Here is a 17640-nt window from a genome sequence, read left to right on the forward strand (position 1 = left end):
GACCAGAAAGGAACCCGTGCTCCGGCGAATCATCGTGCTGGCCAGCGCTGTTCTGGTCGCCGCCGCTGCGGCAGGTTGCGGAACCACCGATTCCTGGGTCGAGTCCCGCGCCGCATCGGGCTGGGCCGCCCAGTACGCCGACGCCGCCAACCGGAGTTCCGTCTCGCTCTCGGGCGCCGACTCTCTGCGGCTGGACTGGGTGCGTTCGGTCAAAGGTGAGCTCGCCGCGCAGGTGTCGCTGGGGTCGAGCAACTACCTCGCCGTCAACGCCCAGACCTCCGGCGGCTGCTCGCTGATGGTGTGGGAGACGAACAACCGCGCGCGCCAGCGGTGGTGCACTCGCCTCTGGCAGGGGGGTGGCTTGTCCAGCCCCCTTCTGGACGGCTTCGACAATCTCTACGTGGGCCAGCCGGGCGCGGTGCTCTCGTTTCCGGTCACCCAGTGGATTCGCTGGCGGCAGCCGGTGATCGGCATGCCGACCACGATGCGATTCCTCGACCCGGGCCATCTGCTGGTGGTCACGCACCTCGGCCAGGTGCTGGTGTTCGACGCACACCGGGGCACGGTCGCGGGCAGCTCGCTGGACCTGGTGGCGGGCCTGGATCCCCGCGACTCCGAACGGGGTCTGCAAGACTGCCGACTCGGCGGACCGGAATGTCCCGTGGCGGCCGCACCGGCCTTCTCCGAGGCCTCCGGCGCCATCGTGCTGACGCTGTGGCAACCGGGTGCCGAGGCACCTGAACTGGTGGGGCTGCGCTACCGGCCCGGGCAGACGCCGCTGATCACCCAGGAGTGGACCAGCAACGCCGTCGGCCGCGGCCCGCTCGGCAGCCCGGTGTTCTCCCCGGACGGCAACACCGTCTACGTCAACGGCCGCGATGAACGGTTGTGGGCAATCAACGCCGAGGACGGTTCGGTGAAGTGGTCGCAGCCGCTGGACTATCTGGCGCAGACCCCGCCCTCGGTGTCACCCGAGGGACTGATCCTCGCCGGTGGTGGCCCCGGCGCGAAGCTGACCGCCGTCCGCGACACCGGCGACGGGCCGGAGCGGCTGTGGCGACGCGACGACACGGCGCCGCTCACCACCAGCAGCGTCGCGGGCGTCGGGTACACCGTCACCCGCGACGGCGACGGGATGGCTCTGACCGTGTTCGATCTGGGCGACGGGCACACCGTGCACTCCTACCCGTTGCCGAACGCGACGGGCTGGCCGGTCGGGGTGTCGATCGGCCATGACCGTCGGGTGGTGACCGCGACCAGCGACGGCCGGGTCTACGGTTTCGCGCCCGCTTAGCCGCCTGCAGACATTCAGGTTTCTTACAGCAACTTCACAGCACGGTAACCCCCGATCGCACACAATGGGACGACCTGTCGGCGCGAAAACCCACGATCGAGGGAGACCACTGCGGCATGTCCGACTTCCTGAGCACTGTCAACGGCTATGTCTGGAGCAATGCACTGGTCTATCTGTGCCTGGCCGCCGGGGTGTACTTCTCGATTCGATCCCGCTTCGTCCAGGTCCGGCAGGTCCCCGAGATGATCCGGTTGATGGTCAAGGGCGACAAATCGCCGTCGGGGGTGTCGAGCTTCCAGGCGCTGACGATGTCGCTGGCGGGACGCGTCGGCACCGGCAACATCGCCGGCGTCGCCACCGCCATCGCCTTCGGCGGCCCGGGGGCGATGTTCTGGATGTGGCTCGTCGCTTTCCTCGGCGCGTCCACGTCCTACGTCGAATGCACCCTCGGCCAGATCTACAAGGACCGTGACAAGCTGACCGGCGAATACCGCGGCGGCCCGGCCTACTACTTCAGCCGGGCGTTCGCGCACACCGCGGCCGCGCCGGCCATGAAGGTGTACGGCTACGTCTTCGCCGCGGTCACCATCCTGGCGATGGGCCTGCTGCTACCCAGCGTGCAGTCGAACTCGATGGCGTCGGCGATGAACTCGGCATGGGGATTCTCGAAGTGGTGGGTCGCCGTCGGCACGGTGATCGTGCTGGCGTTCGTCATCATCGGCGGCGTGAAACGGATCGCCACGTTCGCATCGATCGTGGTGCCGTTCATGGCGGTGGTCTACATCGTGCTGGCGCTGATCATCGTGGTGATCAACGCCAGTGAGCTTCCCGGGGTGCTGAGTCTGGTGTTCTCCAGCGCCTTCGGCATCGACTCCGCATTCGGCGCCATTCTCGGCGCGGCGGTCATGTGGGGCGTCAAACGCGGCATCTACTCGAACGAGGCGGGTCAGGGCACCGGACCGCATGCCGCCGCGGCAGCAGAGGTGTCCCATCCCGCCAAGCAGGGTCTGGTGCAGGCCTTCGCCGTGTACATCGACACGCTGTTCATCTGCTCGGCCACCGGATTCCTGATCCTGTCCACGGGTGCCTACCGCGTGTTCGAGGGCGAGAGCGCGACGGGTGCGGTGATCCCGGAGGGCGGCACCGTGCTGGCACCGGACGCGGAGGTGGGTCCTGCGTTCGCCCAGGCCGGTTTCGACACGCTGTGGAACGGTGCGGGCTCCAGTTTCATCGCAGTCTCGCTGGCCTTCTTCTGCATCACCACGATCATCGCGTACTACTACATGGCGGAAACCAACCTGCGTTTCCTGCTCGGCAGGTTCGCCACGGCGCAGGTGCCGCTCGTGCGCGGATCGCTGGGCGCCACCACGACGATGCTGCTCCAGGCATTGATCCTGGTGTCAGTCACGATGGGCGCGGTGTCCACGGCGTCGGACGCCTGGGTGCTCGGCGACATCGGCGTCGGCCTGATGGCATGGCTCAACATCCTCGGCATCATCGTGCTGCAGCAGCCGGCCTACAAGGCGCTGTGGGATTACGAGAAGCAGAAGCGACAGGGCCTCGACCCGGTGTTCGACCCGGTGAAACTCGGGATCACCGGTGCGACGTTCTGGGAGAACTACGATCCGGTACGCAGCCGTGACGAGCGATCCAGCGCGACGCTGTGACGCTCGCCCTGCTCAGGCCATCAGCGAGGCGACGGCCGAACGCGGCACGGTGGCCTGCAACGCCCCACCAGCGCCGGCCATGACCTCTCCTTGACCGAAGAAGAAGATGATCGAGTCATCGGTCAGGGCGAACTCCGAGTACTTGGCGGGGTCGAGCCCGTCGGTCGCGGTGATCGGAGAATCGACGCCCAGTTGACGGGAGACCTCGGACTGCACGATCGGGAAGATCACGTCCAGCGGCCGGGTGTCCGGCTTGAACAGCGACGCGAAGCTGATCGGCGCCTTCTTGGCGACGTCCCAGTTGAACGATTTGTACCAGGTCTGCGGGTGGGCGCCGCCGACGTTCTCGTACACCTCGAACACGACGCTGCGGGTCCCGCCGTCGTCCGGACCGCTGCGGTACCCGGTGCCCTTGCCGTCGAGAACGTAGGGCAGGTTCCACGAGCCGGGCATCTCGGCCACGTTGACGAAGCCGTCCCTGGTCTGGGTCAGGTAGCCGATCAAGGCCTGTTGGTCGGGGTAGTCGGCGGGAAACGTGAAGTCCACGGTGTAGGTGGGGTTCTCGATGTGCACGGTGCACACCTGCGCCGTGTCGACCGTGCCGCCCAGATCGGCGCACGCCGGCTCCGCGGCGGCGGCCGGGGTCGCGACCGAGCCGGCGAGCACACCGGCGGCCAGCAGGGCGGCGGCGATCACGCGCATCGTCAACAGCATCCTCATCGTCGGCGCCGCACTCTGTCGGGCGCATCGGGACATCACTGGGGGAATCACCGCCAGGGTACGTGAGCGCTCAGCGCGACGGACGACATATGAATGCCGTTGCCCGGCTTGCCGCCCCGGAACCGATGCGCGTGATGACGACCGACGCCTGCTGGTCCCCGCGCAGTCGCAGTCGTCTGCGCAACGCGTCGGGATCGACGTCGACACCGCGGACCAGGATCTCGACCGCCCCCACCGCGCGTCCCGAAAGCGCCTGGCGCAGGTGGCGTTCGCTGTAGCCGAGCTGCTCGAGCACCTCGAATCCGCGCACCCCGTCGGGAAGCCGGTCCCCGGACAGGTAGGCGATGTCGGGGTCGATCTGCCACAGTCCGTGCCGCGCCGCGTAGTGACGCACCAGCCCGGCGCGCACCACGGCCCCGTCCGGGTCGACGAGCCAGCGGCCGGCCGGTGCGACGCCGCAGTCATCGGGGTCGGTGTCGACGACCTGCTCCCCTGTGTCGAGCATCGTCGCCCGCCGGCGCACCCCGGTGTCCGCCAGACCCGGTGACCACAGGCATGCCTCCCGCACGCTGCCGGCAAGCGAGGTCAGTTCGATCTCGCCGCGGAAACCCATGTCCTCGACCACCGCGAAATCGATTCCGGGAGCGCACTTCACAGCGTGTTCACGGGAAGCGAGTGCGGCGAACAGATCGCCGAGAGGCGGCTGGTAGGCACGGGGGTCGAAGCGGCGCGTGGACCCGCTCCGGCGCGCCGGGTCGGCCAGCAGCACCGCGTCCTTGCTGACCGGATGCAACGCATCGGCGCGGCAGAGCGCAACCTGGTCGCCGACGTTGTGCCTGGCCATCGCCAACCGCACCGGATCGAGATCACTGCCCATCACGAATGCGGCCGAATCACCAAGCGCAACAAGCTCGGAACCGATCGAGCAGGTGAGGTCGTGCACCGCCATGCCTGCAAGACGCCGCGCCCGGTGCGCCGCGACCGGCGCCGCGGTGGCCTGTTGTAGCGCCTCGTCGGTGAACAGCCATTGCGCGGCGTCGTCGAACTTGGCCGCAGCCCTGCGGCGCAGCGCCACCGTCTCGACCAGCACCGCGGCTCGCTCATCGAACTGTCTTCGCGCTGTTGCCACGTCCGCGACCAGCGTCGCGGCACTCAGCTCGAGGCGACCGACCTCGCTGAGCGCCTGCCGACCGGATTCGCTGCGCAGGAAGCGCACATCGTCGAGGCCGAACGCTACGACGACGGGCCGCCCGGCTTGACCCCCGTCACCATGACGTTGTAGAACCAGCCCTTCGGCACGACCCGTCGCCACACATTCGAGTCCACCCACGACAGCGTCGTCCAACTGCTGAACGCGAATCTCGCCCAGCCCCAACCGAGGCGACCGGGAGGCACCGCCGCCTCGAACGTCCGGACGGGCCAGCCGAGCATCGCCGCAGTGAATTCCTCACTGGCCGTGCGCACGTCGACAGCGCCGGCGTTGGTTGCCATCCGCTCGAGGTCGGCCGGATCGAAGGTGTGGAGGTCGACCACCGCCTCGAGCGCCGCGGCCCGCGACGACTCGTCGAGTTCGGTCTGCGGCCGGCGCCAGTCCGAGAGCATCGGGAGCTTGGTGACGTTGGTGGCGATCCGCCAGGTCAGCGTCGACAGCTCGCGGGCGTAACGGTTGCCCACCGTGGTCGGCTCACCGGCGAACACGAAGCGACCGCCGGGCTTGAGGACGCGCACGACCTCGCGTAGGGACAGCTCCACGTCGGGGATGTGGTGCAGCACCGCGTGGCCGACGACCAGATCGAAGGTGTCGTCCGGGTACGGGATGCCCTCGGCGTCGGCGACCCGGCCGTCGATGTCGAGCCCGAGGGACTGGCCATTGCGGGTGGCCACCTTCACCATGCCCGGCGACAGGTCGGTGACCGAGCCGCGCCGCGCGACCCCGGCCTGGATCAGGTTGAGCAGGAAGAACCCCGTGCCGCAGCCCAGCTCCAACGCGCGGTCGTAGGGCAGCTCCCGCTGCACCTGCGCGGGCACAGCGGCGTCGAATCGGCCGCGGGCGTAATCGACGCAGCGCTGGTCGTAGGAGATCGACCATTTCTCGTCGTAGGTCTCGGCCTCCCAGTCGTGGTAGAGCACCTGGGCGAGCTTGGTGTCCTGCATCGCGGCTTCGACCTGCTCTTCGGTCGCTCGCGGGTTCGGAGCCGGGACGGCGACATCGGAACCAGTGCCGGCGTCGTTCGTTGTCGTCATGCAGGGCAGCCTAACGCTCCGGCGGCAGTGCCGGTCACGGCCGGTCACGGCCGGTCGAAGGCGGCCTTGGCTGCAGCGAGCACGTCGGGGGGATAGTCGAGGAAGCGGCGCGCCCGGGCCAGCGCGGCGTCGTACACGCCGTCCGGCGCGACCAGTTCGTCGACCAGACCGAGTGCGAGTGCCTCCCGCGCGTCCACGAAGCGCCCCGTGAACACCAGGTCTCGAGCCTTGCTGGGGCCGACGGCGGCGGCCAGGCGCGTCGCGCCGCCGCCGACGGGGGCCATCCCGCCCAGGATCTCGGTAGCCCCGAACTTCGCGTTGTCGCCGCTGACCCGCCAGTCGGCGGCCAGCGCAAGGGCCAGTCCCGCTCCGAGGGCGTAGCCGGTGACGGCGGCGATCGTCGGGCGGGGCACCGCGGCGAGCGCCTCGACGGCCGTCTGGCACAGCTGCGCGGCCACCGCGGCCTCGTCGGTGTCCAGGGTCTGCAGTTCGGGCATGTCCTCGCCAGCGGAGAAGATCTCGTGGCCGCCGAACACGATGATCGCGGCGAGATCCTGCCGCTGCCTCAGGTCCTCGGCGGCCTCGACGATTTCCCGGCAGACCTGGCGCGTCAGGGCGTTCGTCGGCGGCCGCGACAGCAGGAGTGTCGCGATCCGGGGCTCGTCGGAGGCCTGGTCGCGGCTGGTGTGGACGCTGACGAACTCGCTCACGACTGCGAGGCGCGGTCAGTGTGGCCTTGCGGGGCGCGGCGATTGCGGGCGGCGTTGTAGCGCTCGCTGTTGAAGAACTCGATCTCCCAATTGCCGCCCGGCTTCGCCGACAGCGACGGCTCGATCGCGACGATCTGCCGCTCGACGGCCAGCACCTCGGCCACCGTGCGGCCGGCCAGCGCGTCGAGCTGCGTCCAGGTCGGCGGGAGCAGGAAGCTGCGGCCCTCGGCGAAGTCGTCGAGGGCAGCCTCAGGGGTCACCCAGCCGGCCTTGTCGGTTTCGGTGTTGTCGCCGTCGGCGCTCTGCCCCTGCGGCAGTGCGCCGACGAAGAAGTACGTGTCGTAGCGGCGGGTGCGCTCTTCCTTCGGAGTCACCCAGTTGGCCCAGGGCCTCAGCAGATCTGACCGCAATACGAGCTTCTCGGCGCGCAGGAACTCACCGAACGACAACTGCTTGCTCTCCAGCGCGGCACGCTGTTCGCGGTAGACCGACGCGTCGTCGACCAGCAGGTCGGGATCGTCGGCAGAGCCCGCGAACAGCACTCCGGACTCTTCGAACGTCTCCCGCGCGGCGGCACACACCAGCGCCTCGGCGAGCTCGCTGTCGACACCGAGCCGCTCCGCCCACCAGCGCGGCTCGGGTCCGTGCCAGGCGATGTCCGCGTGGCGGTCGCGGTCGTCGACCCCGCCGCCGGGAAACACCATCACCCCGGCGACGAACTCCATCGCCGCGTGCCGGCGCATCAGGAAGACTTCGATTCCCTCGGCCATCCCATGGGCCTTGTCGCGCAGCAGCATCACGGTCGCCGCGGGGCGCGGAACCAGCGGATCGTCGGACGTCATGAACGCCTCCTGTGGGCGGCTCGGGTGCGCGCGCGGCGCGCGAAGTAGCGGCCGTCGATCAGATCCAGGGCGATCGACTGACCGAAGGCGGCGGACAAATTGTCTGCGGTGAGCACATCGGTGAGCAGGCCGGCGGCGACGACCGAGCCCTCGGACAGGATCAGGCAGTGTGAGAAGCCGGGCGGGATCTCCTCGACATGGTGGGTGACCAGCACCATCGCCGGCGCGTCCGGGTCGAGTGCGAGATCACTGAGCCGGGCCACGAGTTCCTCACGGCCGCCGAGGTCCAGCCCCGCGGCCGGCTCGTCGAGCAGCAGGAGCTCGGGGTCGGTCATCAGGGCGCGCGCGATGAGCACCCGTTTCCGCTCGCCTTCGGACAGCGTGCCGTAGGTACGGTCGGCCAGATGCTCGCCGCCGACGCTTTCGAGCATGTCGAGAGCCTGGGCGTAGTCGACGTCGTCGTAGCGCTCCCGCCACCGGCCGAGCACCGCGTAGCCCGCCGACACCACGAGGTCGCGCACGATCTCGTCGTCGGGAACCCGTTGGGCGAGAGAGGCGCTGCTCAGCCCGATGCGGGCCCGCAGCTCCGACATGTCGACCCGGCCCAGTCGCTCACCGAGGATGAAGGCGGTGCCCGACGACGGGTGTTCCATGGCGGCGGCGATGCGCAGCAGCGACGTCTTGCCGGCTCCGTTCGGTCCGACGATCACCCACCGTTCGTCGAGCTCCACCGACCAGGTGATGGGCCCGACCAGCAGACGCCCGTTGCGCCGCAACGTGACCTTCGCGAAGTCGATGAGCAGGTCTTCGTCGGCTACTGGTTCTTCATCACCGGGGTCGGCTGGCACCCGCTCATCGTAGTCAGCCCTCGCGGTGTGACCCGTGAGCGACGCCTGACTCGACGAGTGGGCCCGCCTCGCCCGCGGTGACAGGTCGACGGACCTGCGCCCATCCGCTGGCCGCGAGGAGGCGCGGCGGGGTCAGGCGGACGAACAGCTGCACCAGCGGCCCGATCCCGAAGGCGTACGCCAGCGTTCCGATGCCGACGGTGCCGCCGAGGAGCCACCCGAGTGCCAGCACGGTGACCTCGATCGTGGTGCGGACCAGACGAACCGAGCGACCGGTGGCGCCCACCAGTCCCGTCATCAGTCCGTCCCGCGGTCCGGGCCCGAGCCCCGCGCCGATGTAGAGGACCGTGCTCAGTGCGTTGAGGACCACGGCGCCCACCATCAGCGCGGCGTGGGCCGGCAGGGACTGCGGCGCCGTGATGAGGGTCAGCGCACCGTCGACGGTGACGGCGATGACGATGACGTTGGCGACGGTGCCGATTCCGGGTCGGTTGCGCAGCGGGATCCAGGCCAGCAGCACCGCCACCCCGACGACCGCCGAGGCCGTGCCGATCGTCATTCCGGTGCGCAGTGCCAGCCCCTGGTGGAAGACGTCCCAGGGGTCCAGCCCGAGGCCGGCGCGCACCATCATCGCCATGGAGGTGCCGTAGCCGGTGAGCCCGGCGAGCAGGATGGCGCCACGCACGGCTCCCCTTCCGACTGCGGACCTCACGCGTGGTCGGGGAAGTGCATGCGGATCGCGTCGAGCTCGGTACGCATGCGGCGGGCGTCGGAGTCGCGCTCGTCGAGCGTTCCGCCGACAGACGGGAGGTAGTACAGGTCAGCCAGCCGGAGGGCCAGTCGAGATATCCAGTGAGTCATGCCGCCATCATCTGGCTGGACTGGCTTGCCCATCAATAGCCAGTTGGGCAATACTGGCCTCAATGACTGGGTCAATGACTGCCAGATCCCTCGATGTGGATCTGTTGTGCCGAGAACTGGGCAACTGGCGCACGTCCAGTCGCACCGGGCCGGCCTACCACGGCCTGTCCGATGCGATCCGGCTGCTGATCGTGGACGGTCGTATCCCGATCGGGGCGCGGCTGCCCAGCGAGCGCGCGCTGGCCGAGGCATTGCACGTCTCCCGCACCACGGTGACTGCGGCGTACACCCAGCTGCGCGAGGACGGATATCTCAACGCCAGGCAAGGTGCCCGCAGCACGACCGCGCTGCCCGTGTCCCCGTCGGCACCCTCGTTGACCATTCCGACCGCCAATCTGGCCGCCGCGACGCTCGCTGCCCCTGCCGCGGTGGTGTCGCAGGCCTATGCCGACGCGGCCGAGCTGGTCACCCCGTATCTGCGCGACATCGGCATCGAACTGCGTGGCGTGCCGGCACTGCGCGAGGCCATCGCCGAAAGATATTGCGCCAGAGGGCTTCCCACCGATCCGGACGAGATCATGGTGACCACCGGCGCGCTGCACGCGATCGGCCTGATCCTGGCCACCTACACCCAGCCCGACGATCGCGTGCTCGTCGAGCAGCCGACGTATCACGGTGGACTTGCGGCGATGGCCACCCGCGGCGTGCGGCCGGTGCCCGTGGCGATGACATCCACGGGATGGGAGCTCGACGCCGTGGAGGCGGCGATCCGGCAGCTGGTGCCGAGCCTGGCCTATCTCATCCCCGACAACCACAACCCCACCGGGTTGACGTTGCCGCCCGCCGGCAGGCGCCGGCTCGCGCAGATCATCGCCGATACCCGCACCCGCACGATCATCGACGAGACCATCACCGACATGTGGCTCGACGAGCAGGTACCACCCCCTTTCGCCGCGTCGCTGACCGCGGGCCGGGATCTGGTGCTGACGGTCGGATCGATGTCGAAGTCGTTCTGGGGTGGGTTGCGGATCGGCTGGATCCGCGCCGAGCGAACCACGCTCGCGACCGTGGCGGCGTTGCGACCAGCGGTCGACATGGGCACCCCGGTCTTCGAACAGCTCGCTGCGGCAAGGCTTTTGGCCGCCGAGAACGACGTGCTGCCGGAACGGCGGGAGATCCTGCGGACCCGGCGGGCGCTGCTGCTCGACCTGATGCGCGAGCATCTGCCCGACTGGCGCCCCGCACCCGGAACGGGCGGGATGTCGCTGTGGGTGCGGTTACCCGCGCCGATGAGTTCGGCGTTGTCCGCGGCAGCGTCGCGGATGGGTCTGGAGATCCCGCCCGGCCCCCGCTTCGGTGTGGACGGCACGCTCGAGCGGTTCATCCGCGTGCCCTACACGTTGCCCGACAATCAGCTCGTCGAATCCATCACGCTGCTGGCTCGGGCCTGGCGGACGGTGACCGGATCGGCACCCGCCGAACCAGCCGCCGTCATCGTGTGATCAGTCCGGGATATCGACCCGGCGCACCATCCCGTCGAGCGCGTCGGCGGCCTCGATCTCCCCTCGGGTGATGCCGAGGATGAAGAGCACCGTATCGAGGTAGGGGTGGCTCAGCGAGGCGTCCGCGACCTCGCGCAGGGCGGGTTTGGCGTTGAAGGCCACGCCGAGCCCGGCCGCGGTGAGCATGTCGATGTCGTTGGCGCCGTCGCCGACCGCAACCGTCTGCTCCATCGGAACGCCGAACGCAGCGGCGAAGTCCCGCAATGCCTTTGCTTTGCCGGGGCGATCCACCACCGTGCCCGTCACGCGCCCGGTCAGCGTGCCGTCGACGATCTCGAGGTGGTTGGCGGCGACGAAATCGAGCATCAGGTCTTCGGCGAGCGGTTCGATGACCTGCCGGAAACCGCCGGAGACGACACCGCAGTGATAGCCGAGCCGCCGCAGCGTGCGCAGCGTCGTGCGGGCACCGGGGGTGAGCTCGATCTGCTCGGCCACCTCGTCGACCACCCGGGCGGGCAACCCGGCCAGTGTCGCTACCCGTTCGCGCAGCGACTCCTCGAAGTCCAGTTCACCGCGCATCGCGGCCTCGGTGATCTGGGCGACCTTGCCCTCGACGCCGGCCCGCGCCGCCAGCATCTCGATGACCTCACCCTGGATCAGCGTGGAATCGACGTCGAAGACGATCAGCCGCTTGGCACGGCGGGACAGGCTGTAATCCTCGACTGCTATGTCGACGGCCTGCTCGGCACTGACGGTGGCCAGGACCGTCTGCAGTGACCGGTAGGTACCCGCCGGCACCGACACCCGCATCTCCAGCCCGGTGACGGGATAGTCGGAGACACCGCGAATGGTGTCGATGTTGACACCGAGCGCAGCGGCCTCTCGGGCCACCACACCGAAGGCACCGGCGGTGATGGGTCTGCCCAGCACCACGATGGTGTGGGTGGAGGGCTGACGCAGAACGGGAAGACCGTCACTGCCCTCGATCGTCACGTCGAGTCCGACGTCCCAGATCGCAGACTGCACCTCGTCACGCAACGTGGTGCCACCCGCCACGTCTGCGGGTCCCGCCACGAGGACAGCGAGCGTCAGACGACCGCGGACCACGACCTGCTCGACGTTGAGGAGCTCGACGTCATGCGCGGAGAGCACTTCGAACAGCGCCGACGTGACACCCGGTTTGTCTCGACCGGTGACGGTGATGAGAACCGACACCTTCGACGTGTTCACCACCCCCGCAGAACCCGAGCGCGCGGGATCAGCTGCGAACCTCGACGCCGTCGATCCGCGTCACGTCGCCGTCCTCGGGTCCGTGCGCGCGCCCGACGTGGGCCTCACGCCGCATGCGCTCCACCATGTGGGGGTAGTGCAGCTCGAACGCGGGCCGCTCGGAGCGGATCCGGGGCAGCTCGGTGAAGTTGTGCCGCGGCGGCGGGCAGCTGGTGGCCCACTCCAGGGAGTTGCCGTAACCCCACGGGTCATCGACCATCACCGGCTCGCCGTAGCGCCAGCTCTTGAAGATGTTCCACAGGAACGGCAGCGTCGACAGGCCGAGGATGAACGCGCCGATGGTCGACACGATGTTCAGCGTCGTGAACCCGTCGCTGGGCAGGTAGTCGGCGTACCGACGCGGCATGCCCTCGTCACCGAGCCAGTGCTGCACGAGGAACGTGGTGTGGAAGCCGATGAACGTCAGCCAGAAGTGCACCTTGCCCAGCCGCTCGTCGAGCAGTCGGCCCGTCATCTTCGGGAACCAGAAGTAGATGCCGGCGTAGGTCGCGAACACGATGGTGCCGAACAGCACGTAGTGGAAGTGCGCGATCACGAAGTAGCTGTCGGTGACGTGGAAGTCCAGCGGCGGGCTGGCCAGCAGCACACCCGACAGGCCACCGAGCAGGAACGTGACGATGAACCCGACCGAGAACAGCATCGGTGTCTCGAAGGTCAGCTGTCCCTTCCACATCGTGCCGATCCAGTTGAAGAACTTGATGCCCGTGGGGACGGCGATCAGGAACGTCATGAACGAGAAGAACGGCAGCAGCACCGCGCCGGTCGCGTACATGTGGTGCGCCCACACCGCCACCGACAGCGCGGCGATACCGAGCGTGGCGTAGATCAGCGTGGTGTAGCCGAAGATCGGTTTGCGGGAGAACACCGGGAAGATCTCACTGACGATGCCGAAGAACGGCAGCGCGATGATGTACACCTCGGGGTGGCCGAAGAACCAGAACAGGTGTTGCCACAGCAGCACACCGCCGTTGGCGGGGTCGTAGACGTGGGCGCCGAGGTGCCGGTCGGCGGCGAGGCCGAACAGCGCCGCGGTCAGCAGCGGGAACGCCAGCAGCACCAGAATCGACGTCACCAGGATGTTCCAGGTGAAGATCGGCATCCGGAACATCGTCATGCCCGGGGCGCGCATGCACACGACCGTGGTGATCATGTTGACGGCGCCGAGGATGGTGCCCAGACCGCCGACGGCCAGACCCATGATCCACAGGTCGCCACCCGCGCCGGGCGAGTGGATCGAGTCGGTCAGCGGTGAGTACGCCGTCCAGCCGAAGTCGGCGGCACCACCCGGGGTGATGAAGCCGGCGATCGCGATCAGGGCGCCGAAGAGGAACAGCCAGAACGAGAACGCGTTCAGCCGCGGGAAGGCGACGTCAGGGGCGCCGATCTGCAGCGGCAACACCAGGTTGGAGAACCCGAACACGATCGGTGTCGCATAGAAGAGCAGCATCACCGTGCCGTGCATGGTGAACAGCTGGTTGTACTGCTCGTTGGACAGGAACTGCAGACCCGGCACCGCGAGCTCGGTGCGGATGAACAGCGCCATCAGCCCGCCGATGAGGAAGAACGCGAAGCACGCGACGCAGTACATGATGCCGATCAGCTTGTGATCGGTGGTCGTGATCAGCTTGTAGATCAGGTTGCCTTTGGGCCCGATGCGCGACGGGAAAGGACGCCGTGCCTCGAGTTCTCCGATTGGGGGCGCTTCGGCTACCAATTGGTCCTCCAACCTTCCTGACGCACCGGGATGGCACAGGCTTGCCGACACGCTTTCCCGGTGAAGTTCGACCGCAATCCTAACCCCCGAACCCGACAGAAGTCGGGGTGGTCCTACAAACTGTCGTAATCACGTCAGCACCTGGGTCGCCGACCCGCGTGACCAGCATCGGGAGCCCCGGCGGAGAGGCCGGTGTTACCGTCTGCGTCGTGTCGATGGCCGTGTCGCTGGCAGCAGCGTGGACCAGCCGTTCCGGCGCTCAGCGCGTGCCCGTGATCGCACTCGGCACCGTACTGGCGGCCCTGCTGTCCGGATGCGGTCAATCGGACCAGGCGACGGGACCCGCAGCCCCTCCGACGTCGATCGTCACCAGCACCACCCGCATCGCGAGCGCGGGCGTTCTGGGCAACGACCGGCGACCGGACGAATCCTGTGCGCCGGAGCCCGCACCGCTCGATGACGGTCCGCCCGAGCGGGAGGTGCGCAACGCCACCGGGCACGCCATCACTCCCCCGATCCCCGACACCACGACGGTGGTGGCCGACCCGCAGCGCATCGTCGCCCTCGCCGGCGATCAGCTCGACGCGCTGTGCGCGCTGGGGCTGCAGTCCCGCGTCGTCGCCGCCGCTCTGCCCGACGGCTCCTCCGATCAACCCTCGTATCTCGGTACCGCGATCCACGAGCTGCCGGCGACGGGCAGCCGGACCGACCCGGACCTCGACGCCGTGCGGGGTGCCCGGCCCGACCTGATCCTCGGCTCGGTGGGGCTCACTCCGGAGGAGCACCCGGCTCTCGCGCAGATCGCGCCGACGGTGTTCACCGGTCCGCCGGGCACGGCGTGGAAGGACGATCTGCGCGCGGTCGGCGCCGCGACGGGTCGGCTCGAGGCCGCCAATCGGCTCGTCGAGGACTTCGACCGCCAGGCCGACCGGGTGGGCTCCGACAGCGACGCCACCCACTTCCAGGCCTCGGTCGTGCAGTTCACCGACACCACCATGCGCATCTTCGGCACCGACAACTTCCCGGGCAGTGTCATCGCCGACGTCGGTGTGGATCGACCTGTCACACAACGTTTCTCGGACAAGCCCTACGTCGAGGTGGGCATCACCGACACCGACCTCGCGGGCTCTCCCGACTTCTCCGCCGCCGACGGCGACATCGTCTACGTCTCGTTCGCCACCGCCGAGGCTCGCGAACGAGCCCCCAAGGTGATGGACAGCGATGCGTGGAAGAAGTTGTCGGCCAACCGCGACAACCGCGTCTACGCGGTCAACAACGAGATCTGGCAGACAGGCGAGGGCATTGTGGCCGCCCGCGGCATCATGACCGACCTGCGGCTGGTCAACGCGCCGATCAACTGACCCGGTCGCGATGACGCGACTGTTGACCGAACTGGTTGGGTTCCAGCGCTCCGTCGGGCAGAACCAGTTCACCGGATTCGACGCGGCTGCGCAGATACGCGAAGGTCTGCGCCGTCTGCGCGAAGAGATGCTCGCCCGCGCGCAACGCCGGGCGTTGCGAGGCGGCGGCATCGGCGAACTGCGGCAGGGGTGCGACGACGGTGTCGTAGTCGACGTTGAAGAACAGGGGGAAGGAGTAGCGCTCCTCGGCGACGCGCCGCACGCGATGGCTGGTGGCCACGAACACCCCGTTGGTCCACAACTCCAACAGGTCACCGATGTTGACCACGTACGTGCCCTCGATCGGCGGCACGTCGATCCACTCCCCGGCGCCGTTCTGCACTTCCAGCCCCGGCGCTGTCGGTTTGAGCAACGTGAAGCATTCGTAGTCGGTGTGCGCGCCGATCCCGGGTGCGTCACTGGCCTCCGAATTGAACGGGTAGTGGACCAGGCGCAGCTGACTCGGCGGCTTGGTGGCGTGTCGGGAGAACACGTCCGGGTCCTCCCCCAGCGCCACCGCGAACGCCCGGAGCAGCCGGTGCCCGACGGCCATGATGGCGTCGTAGTAGGCCGTCACCGCGGCCGCGAAGCCGGGTACCGCGGGCCAGGTGTTCGGCCCGAGCATCGGGTTCCCGCTCAGGTGGTCGGGGTCGTCGGCCGGGAGGTCCAAGCCGGTGTCGAACGCCTCCTTGTAGTCGCCGACACCGGTTTCGACACCTTCCTCGCCGACGGGGACGTATCCGCGGTGGCATCGGGACAGACCGATGTAGCTGCGCATCTTCTCCTCGACGGGGAGAGCGAAGAACTCTTTCGTGGCCGCCAGCAGGTGGTCGAACAACGCCTCGTCGATGCCCGATCCGCGGATGTAGAAGAAGCCGATGTCGCGGGCGGCGGCCCCGATCTCGGCGGCGACCCGCTCCTGGTCGGCGGGCTCGTCCGAGTACAGACCGCCGATGTCGATGACCGGTATCGACGTGAAAGACATTCCAGCGTTGCCGGCACTGCTCACGGTGTCGTCACTCCTTCTCGTGCGGTGATCGTCCAGCGGACACCGTCGACGACGATGTGATCGTCGTGGCATCGCCAGTCGCGTATCCGGTCGGCGTGGGTGACCTGGGCGCCCGCGGCGGTCGCCCAGCCGATCAGCTCACCCACGCGGACCAGGACGGCCCTCTGCGGGCCGGCCGACAGGAACAGTGCACCTGCGGGTTCGACGGGACCGTCTTCGCGCACCCAGTGTTCGGTGTAGCGCTCGTGAACGCCTGTTTCCACCAGTGTTGTTCCCTCCCAATGCATCCGACCCGCATCGGGGATGTCGGTCGGCTCGGTGTCGACGTCGCGGCGCCAGTGGAACACGTCGTCGGTCGCAGAGAGGACGCCGGCGAAGCCGCGGGTGTCGACATAGCCGGTCGGCCCCTGCAGCCACAGCACGTCGGTGGACGTGTCCGGCGGCCCCTCGGCCGGTACCAGCAGCACGCGGCGCCACAATCCGATGTGCTCGCCCGCCGACACCTCGGTCATCGGGCCTCGTGCCAGCGCGCCCGAAGGCGTTGCATCCCTGCTGGTGTCGGTGTGCCGATCGCCCTGATGCGGGCGATCCCGCCGTCCGGATAGGCCTGCACCCGCAGTGCACAGACATCGTCGACGGCGACTGTGAACCGGTGCCGGGTGTCCGGTGCCAGCGGTGTCCGGTCCAGCACAGCGACGTCGAACGGCACCCTCGCCCAGCCGTTGTGGTCGGGGCGATGGCGGCTGCCCAGCACCGACACCTCGAGGGAGGCGTTGAACACGAACCAGGAGGTGTCGATCTCGAGCCGCCGAAGGTCTGCCGGGAACCCGAACGAGATCAGGACGGCGTCGTGGGTCTCGGGTCCGACGTCGCGGCGCCTGCGGGTCTCCCAACCGTCCCCCATGGTGCGGGGTCGGTCCGGCCGGATGAGCGCGCAGGCATCGGAATAGAAGCTGTCGCTTGACCATTCGACGCGACCGCCCTGTTCGAGCCCCGACACTTCGACGCTGACATCGCAGAAGTCGGCCGGATCGGGCAGGACCTCACCGTAGACACGAACGCGGGCCACCCCGCCGTCGGAGGCGAGGCGCAGCCGCACGTGCGTCCACCGTCTGTGGTCGGCCACGGTCAGCATGTTGGGCGAGTCCGGTTTCAGCGCAGTCCATTCCGTGAGCGAAACCCAGTTCACGGTAGGTGCGCACGCGTCGTCGGCGACACCGAGCACGCAGGCGTCCACCCGGCATGCGGTCGGGTGGTTGCCCGAGAAGAACCGGGTGTCGACGTCGACGGCGCGCAGCACGCCCGGCGCGCCGAGTCGGATGATGACCCAGTCGCCCCCGGGCCCGGCGTGGCGACGGGTCTCCCACCCGTCGACCACCTCACCGCGCAGGTCGTAGGTGCCGGGCACGAACGCCGGTTCGGCCGGGTCGACCAGACGTTCTTTGACACCGAACGATTCGTCGCTGGCAGCGACCACACGTCCGCCGAGAATCCGCGAGGCGAGGTCGATCCCGTGCTGCGCCGTCATGAGCTCCGCCC

General features: G+C 68.7%; 17 protein-coding genes. 4 read left to right on the top strand and 13 right to left on the bottom strand.

Annotated elements, in window-relative coordinates; all coding sequences use genetic code 11:
* Positions 1 to 16: 16 nt before the first annotated feature.
* Both DMB80_RS03920 and DMB80_RS03925 read left to right on the top strand, forming a co-directional pair.
* Positions 17 to 1294, top strand: coding sequence for an outer membrane protein assembly factor BamB family protein (locus DMB80_RS03920; RefSeq protein ID WP_111508629.1), 1278 nt, complete (start codon positions 17 to 19; stop codon positions 1292 to 1294).
* A 116-nt stretch (positions 1295 to 1410) separates the two neighbouring features.
* Complete coding sequence (locus DMB80_RS03925) at positions 1411 to 2961, top strand: alanine/glycine:cation symporter family protein (protein WP_111508630.1); 1551 nt, start codon at positions 1411 to 1413, stop codon at positions 2959 to 2961.
* Positions 2962 to 2973: 12 nt separating this feature from the next.
* Here DMB80_RS03925 and DMB80_RS03930 read toward each other — a convergent pair whose 3' ends face one another.
* The 8 genes from DMB80_RS03930 to DMB80_RS27995 all read right to left on the bottom strand — a co-directional run bounded on the left by DMB80_RS03930 (position 2974) and on the right by DMB80_RS27995 (position 9186).
* A complete protein-coding gene (locus tag DMB80_RS03930; protein WP_111508718.1) occupies positions 2974 to 3663 on the bottom strand; it encodes an esterase in 690 nt (229 codons plus the stop codon).
* 88 nt (positions 3664 to 3751) lie between these two features.
* Positions 3752 to 4969, bottom strand: coding sequence for a THUMP-like domain-containing protein (locus DMB80_RS03935; protein ID WP_420812120.1), 1218 nt, complete (start codon positions 4967 to 4969; stop codon positions 3752 to 3754).
* Positions 4915 to 5925: a class I SAM-dependent methyltransferase gene (locus DMB80_RS03940; protein ID WP_111508632.1), complete on the bottom strand. Its 1011-nt coding sequence runs from the start codon at positions 5923 to 5925 to the stop codon at positions 4915 to 4917. Before DMB80_RS03940 ends, DMB80_RS03935 begins: the two co-directional genes overlap by 55 nt.
* A 44-nt stretch (positions 5926 to 5969) precedes the next feature.
* Positions 5970 to 6635 carry an enoyl-CoA hydratase gene (locus DMB80_RS03945; protein WP_111508633.1) on the bottom strand — a complete coding sequence of 222 codons (666 nt, stop codon included), beginning with the start codon at positions 6633 to 6635 and terminating at the stop codon, positions 5970 to 5972.
* A complete protein-coding gene (locus tag DMB80_RS03950) occupies positions 6632 to 7477 on the bottom strand; it encodes an NUDIX hydrolase (RefSeq protein WP_111508634.1) in 846 nt (281 codons plus the stop codon). Before DMB80_RS03950 ends, DMB80_RS03945 begins: the two co-directional genes overlap by 4 nt.
* Positions 7474 to 8325, bottom strand: coding sequence for an ABC transporter ATP-binding protein (locus DMB80_RS03955; RefSeq protein WP_111508635.1), 852 nt, complete (start codon positions 8323 to 8325; stop codon positions 7474 to 7476). The genes DMB80_RS03950 and DMB80_RS03955 overlap by 4 nt, the downstream gene beginning before the upstream one ends.
* Before the next feature lie 13 nt (positions 8326 to 8338).
* On the bottom strand, positions 8339 to 8962 hold the full coding sequence (gene yczE / locus DMB80_RS03960; RefSeq protein WP_240431003.1) for a membrane protein YczE: 624 nt from the start codon (positions 8960 to 8962) through the stop codon (positions 8339 to 8341).
* 71 nt (positions 8963 to 9033) lie between these two features.
* Complete coding sequence (locus DMB80_RS27995; protein WP_157863537.1) at positions 9034 to 9186, bottom strand: hypothetical protein; 153 nt, start codon at positions 9184 to 9186, stop codon at positions 9034 to 9036.
* 62 nt (positions 9187 to 9248) lie between these two features.
* Between DMB80_RS27995 and yczR the strand changes: the two genes are divergently transcribed.
* The gene (gene yczR / locus DMB80_RS03965; RefSeq protein WP_111508637.1) at positions 9249 to 10688 is read left to right on the top strand and encodes a MocR-like transcription factor YczR; all 1440 of its coding nucleotides are present in this window, start codon (positions 9249 to 9251) and stop codon (positions 10686 to 10688) included.
* Here yczR and serB read toward each other — a convergent pair whose 3' ends face one another.
* A complete protein-coding gene (serB, locus tag DMB80_RS03970) occupies positions 10689 to 11918 on the bottom strand; it encodes a phosphoserine phosphatase SerB (RefSeq protein ID WP_420812116.1) in 1230 nt (409 codons plus the stop codon). It lies immediately after the preceding gene.
* Between the two features lie 28 nt (positions 11919 to 11946).
* Positions 11947 to 13692, bottom strand: a complete 1746-nt coding sequence (gene ctaD / locus DMB80_RS03975; RefSeq protein ID WP_111508719.1) for an aa3-type cytochrome oxidase subunit I — start codon at positions 13690 to 13692, stop codon at positions 11947 to 11949.
* 215 nt (positions 13693 to 13907) lie between these two features.
* On the opposite strand from ctaD, the gene DMB80_RS03980 reads away from it, so the two are divergent.
* Entirely contained in the window at positions 13908 to 15053 is a 1146-nt protein-coding gene (locus DMB80_RS03980; RefSeq protein WP_111508720.1) for an iron-siderophore ABC transporter substrate-binding protein, read from the top strand.
* Here DMB80_RS03980 and DMB80_RS03985 read toward each other — a convergent pair.
* Genes DMB80_RS03985 through alc form a run of 3 tightly spaced genes read right to left on the bottom strand, consistent with a single transcriptional unit; the run spans position 15046 to position 17629 of the window.
* The gene (locus DMB80_RS03985; protein ID WP_111508721.1) at positions 15046 to 16077 is read right to left on the bottom strand and encodes an isopenicillin N synthase family dioxygenase; all 1032 of its coding nucleotides are present in this window, start codon (positions 16075 to 16077) and stop codon (positions 15046 to 15048) included. The two genes, DMB80_RS03980 and DMB80_RS03985, sit on opposite strands and share 8 nt — an antisense overlap.
* A gap of 20 nt (positions 16078 to 16097) precedes the next feature.
* Positions 16098 to 16613 (bottom strand): hypothetical protein, encoded by a 516-nt coding sequence (locus tag DMB80_RS03990; protein ID WP_111508639.1) that lies wholly within the window; start codon positions 16611 to 16613, stop codon positions 16098 to 16100.
* Positions 16610 to 17629 (bottom strand): allantoicase, encoded by a 1020-nt coding sequence (alc, locus tag DMB80_RS03995; protein WP_111508640.1) that lies wholly within the window; start codon positions 17627 to 17629, stop codon positions 16610 to 16612. Before alc ends, DMB80_RS03990 begins: the two co-directional genes overlap by 4 nt.
* Positions 17630 to 17640: the final 11 nt, after the last annotated feature.

It is taken from the genome of Mycobacterium kyogaense, assembly GCF_003254575.1.
GTDB lineage: Bacteria > Actinomycetota > Actinomycetes > Mycobacteriales > Mycobacteriaceae > Mycobacterium > Mycobacterium kyogaense.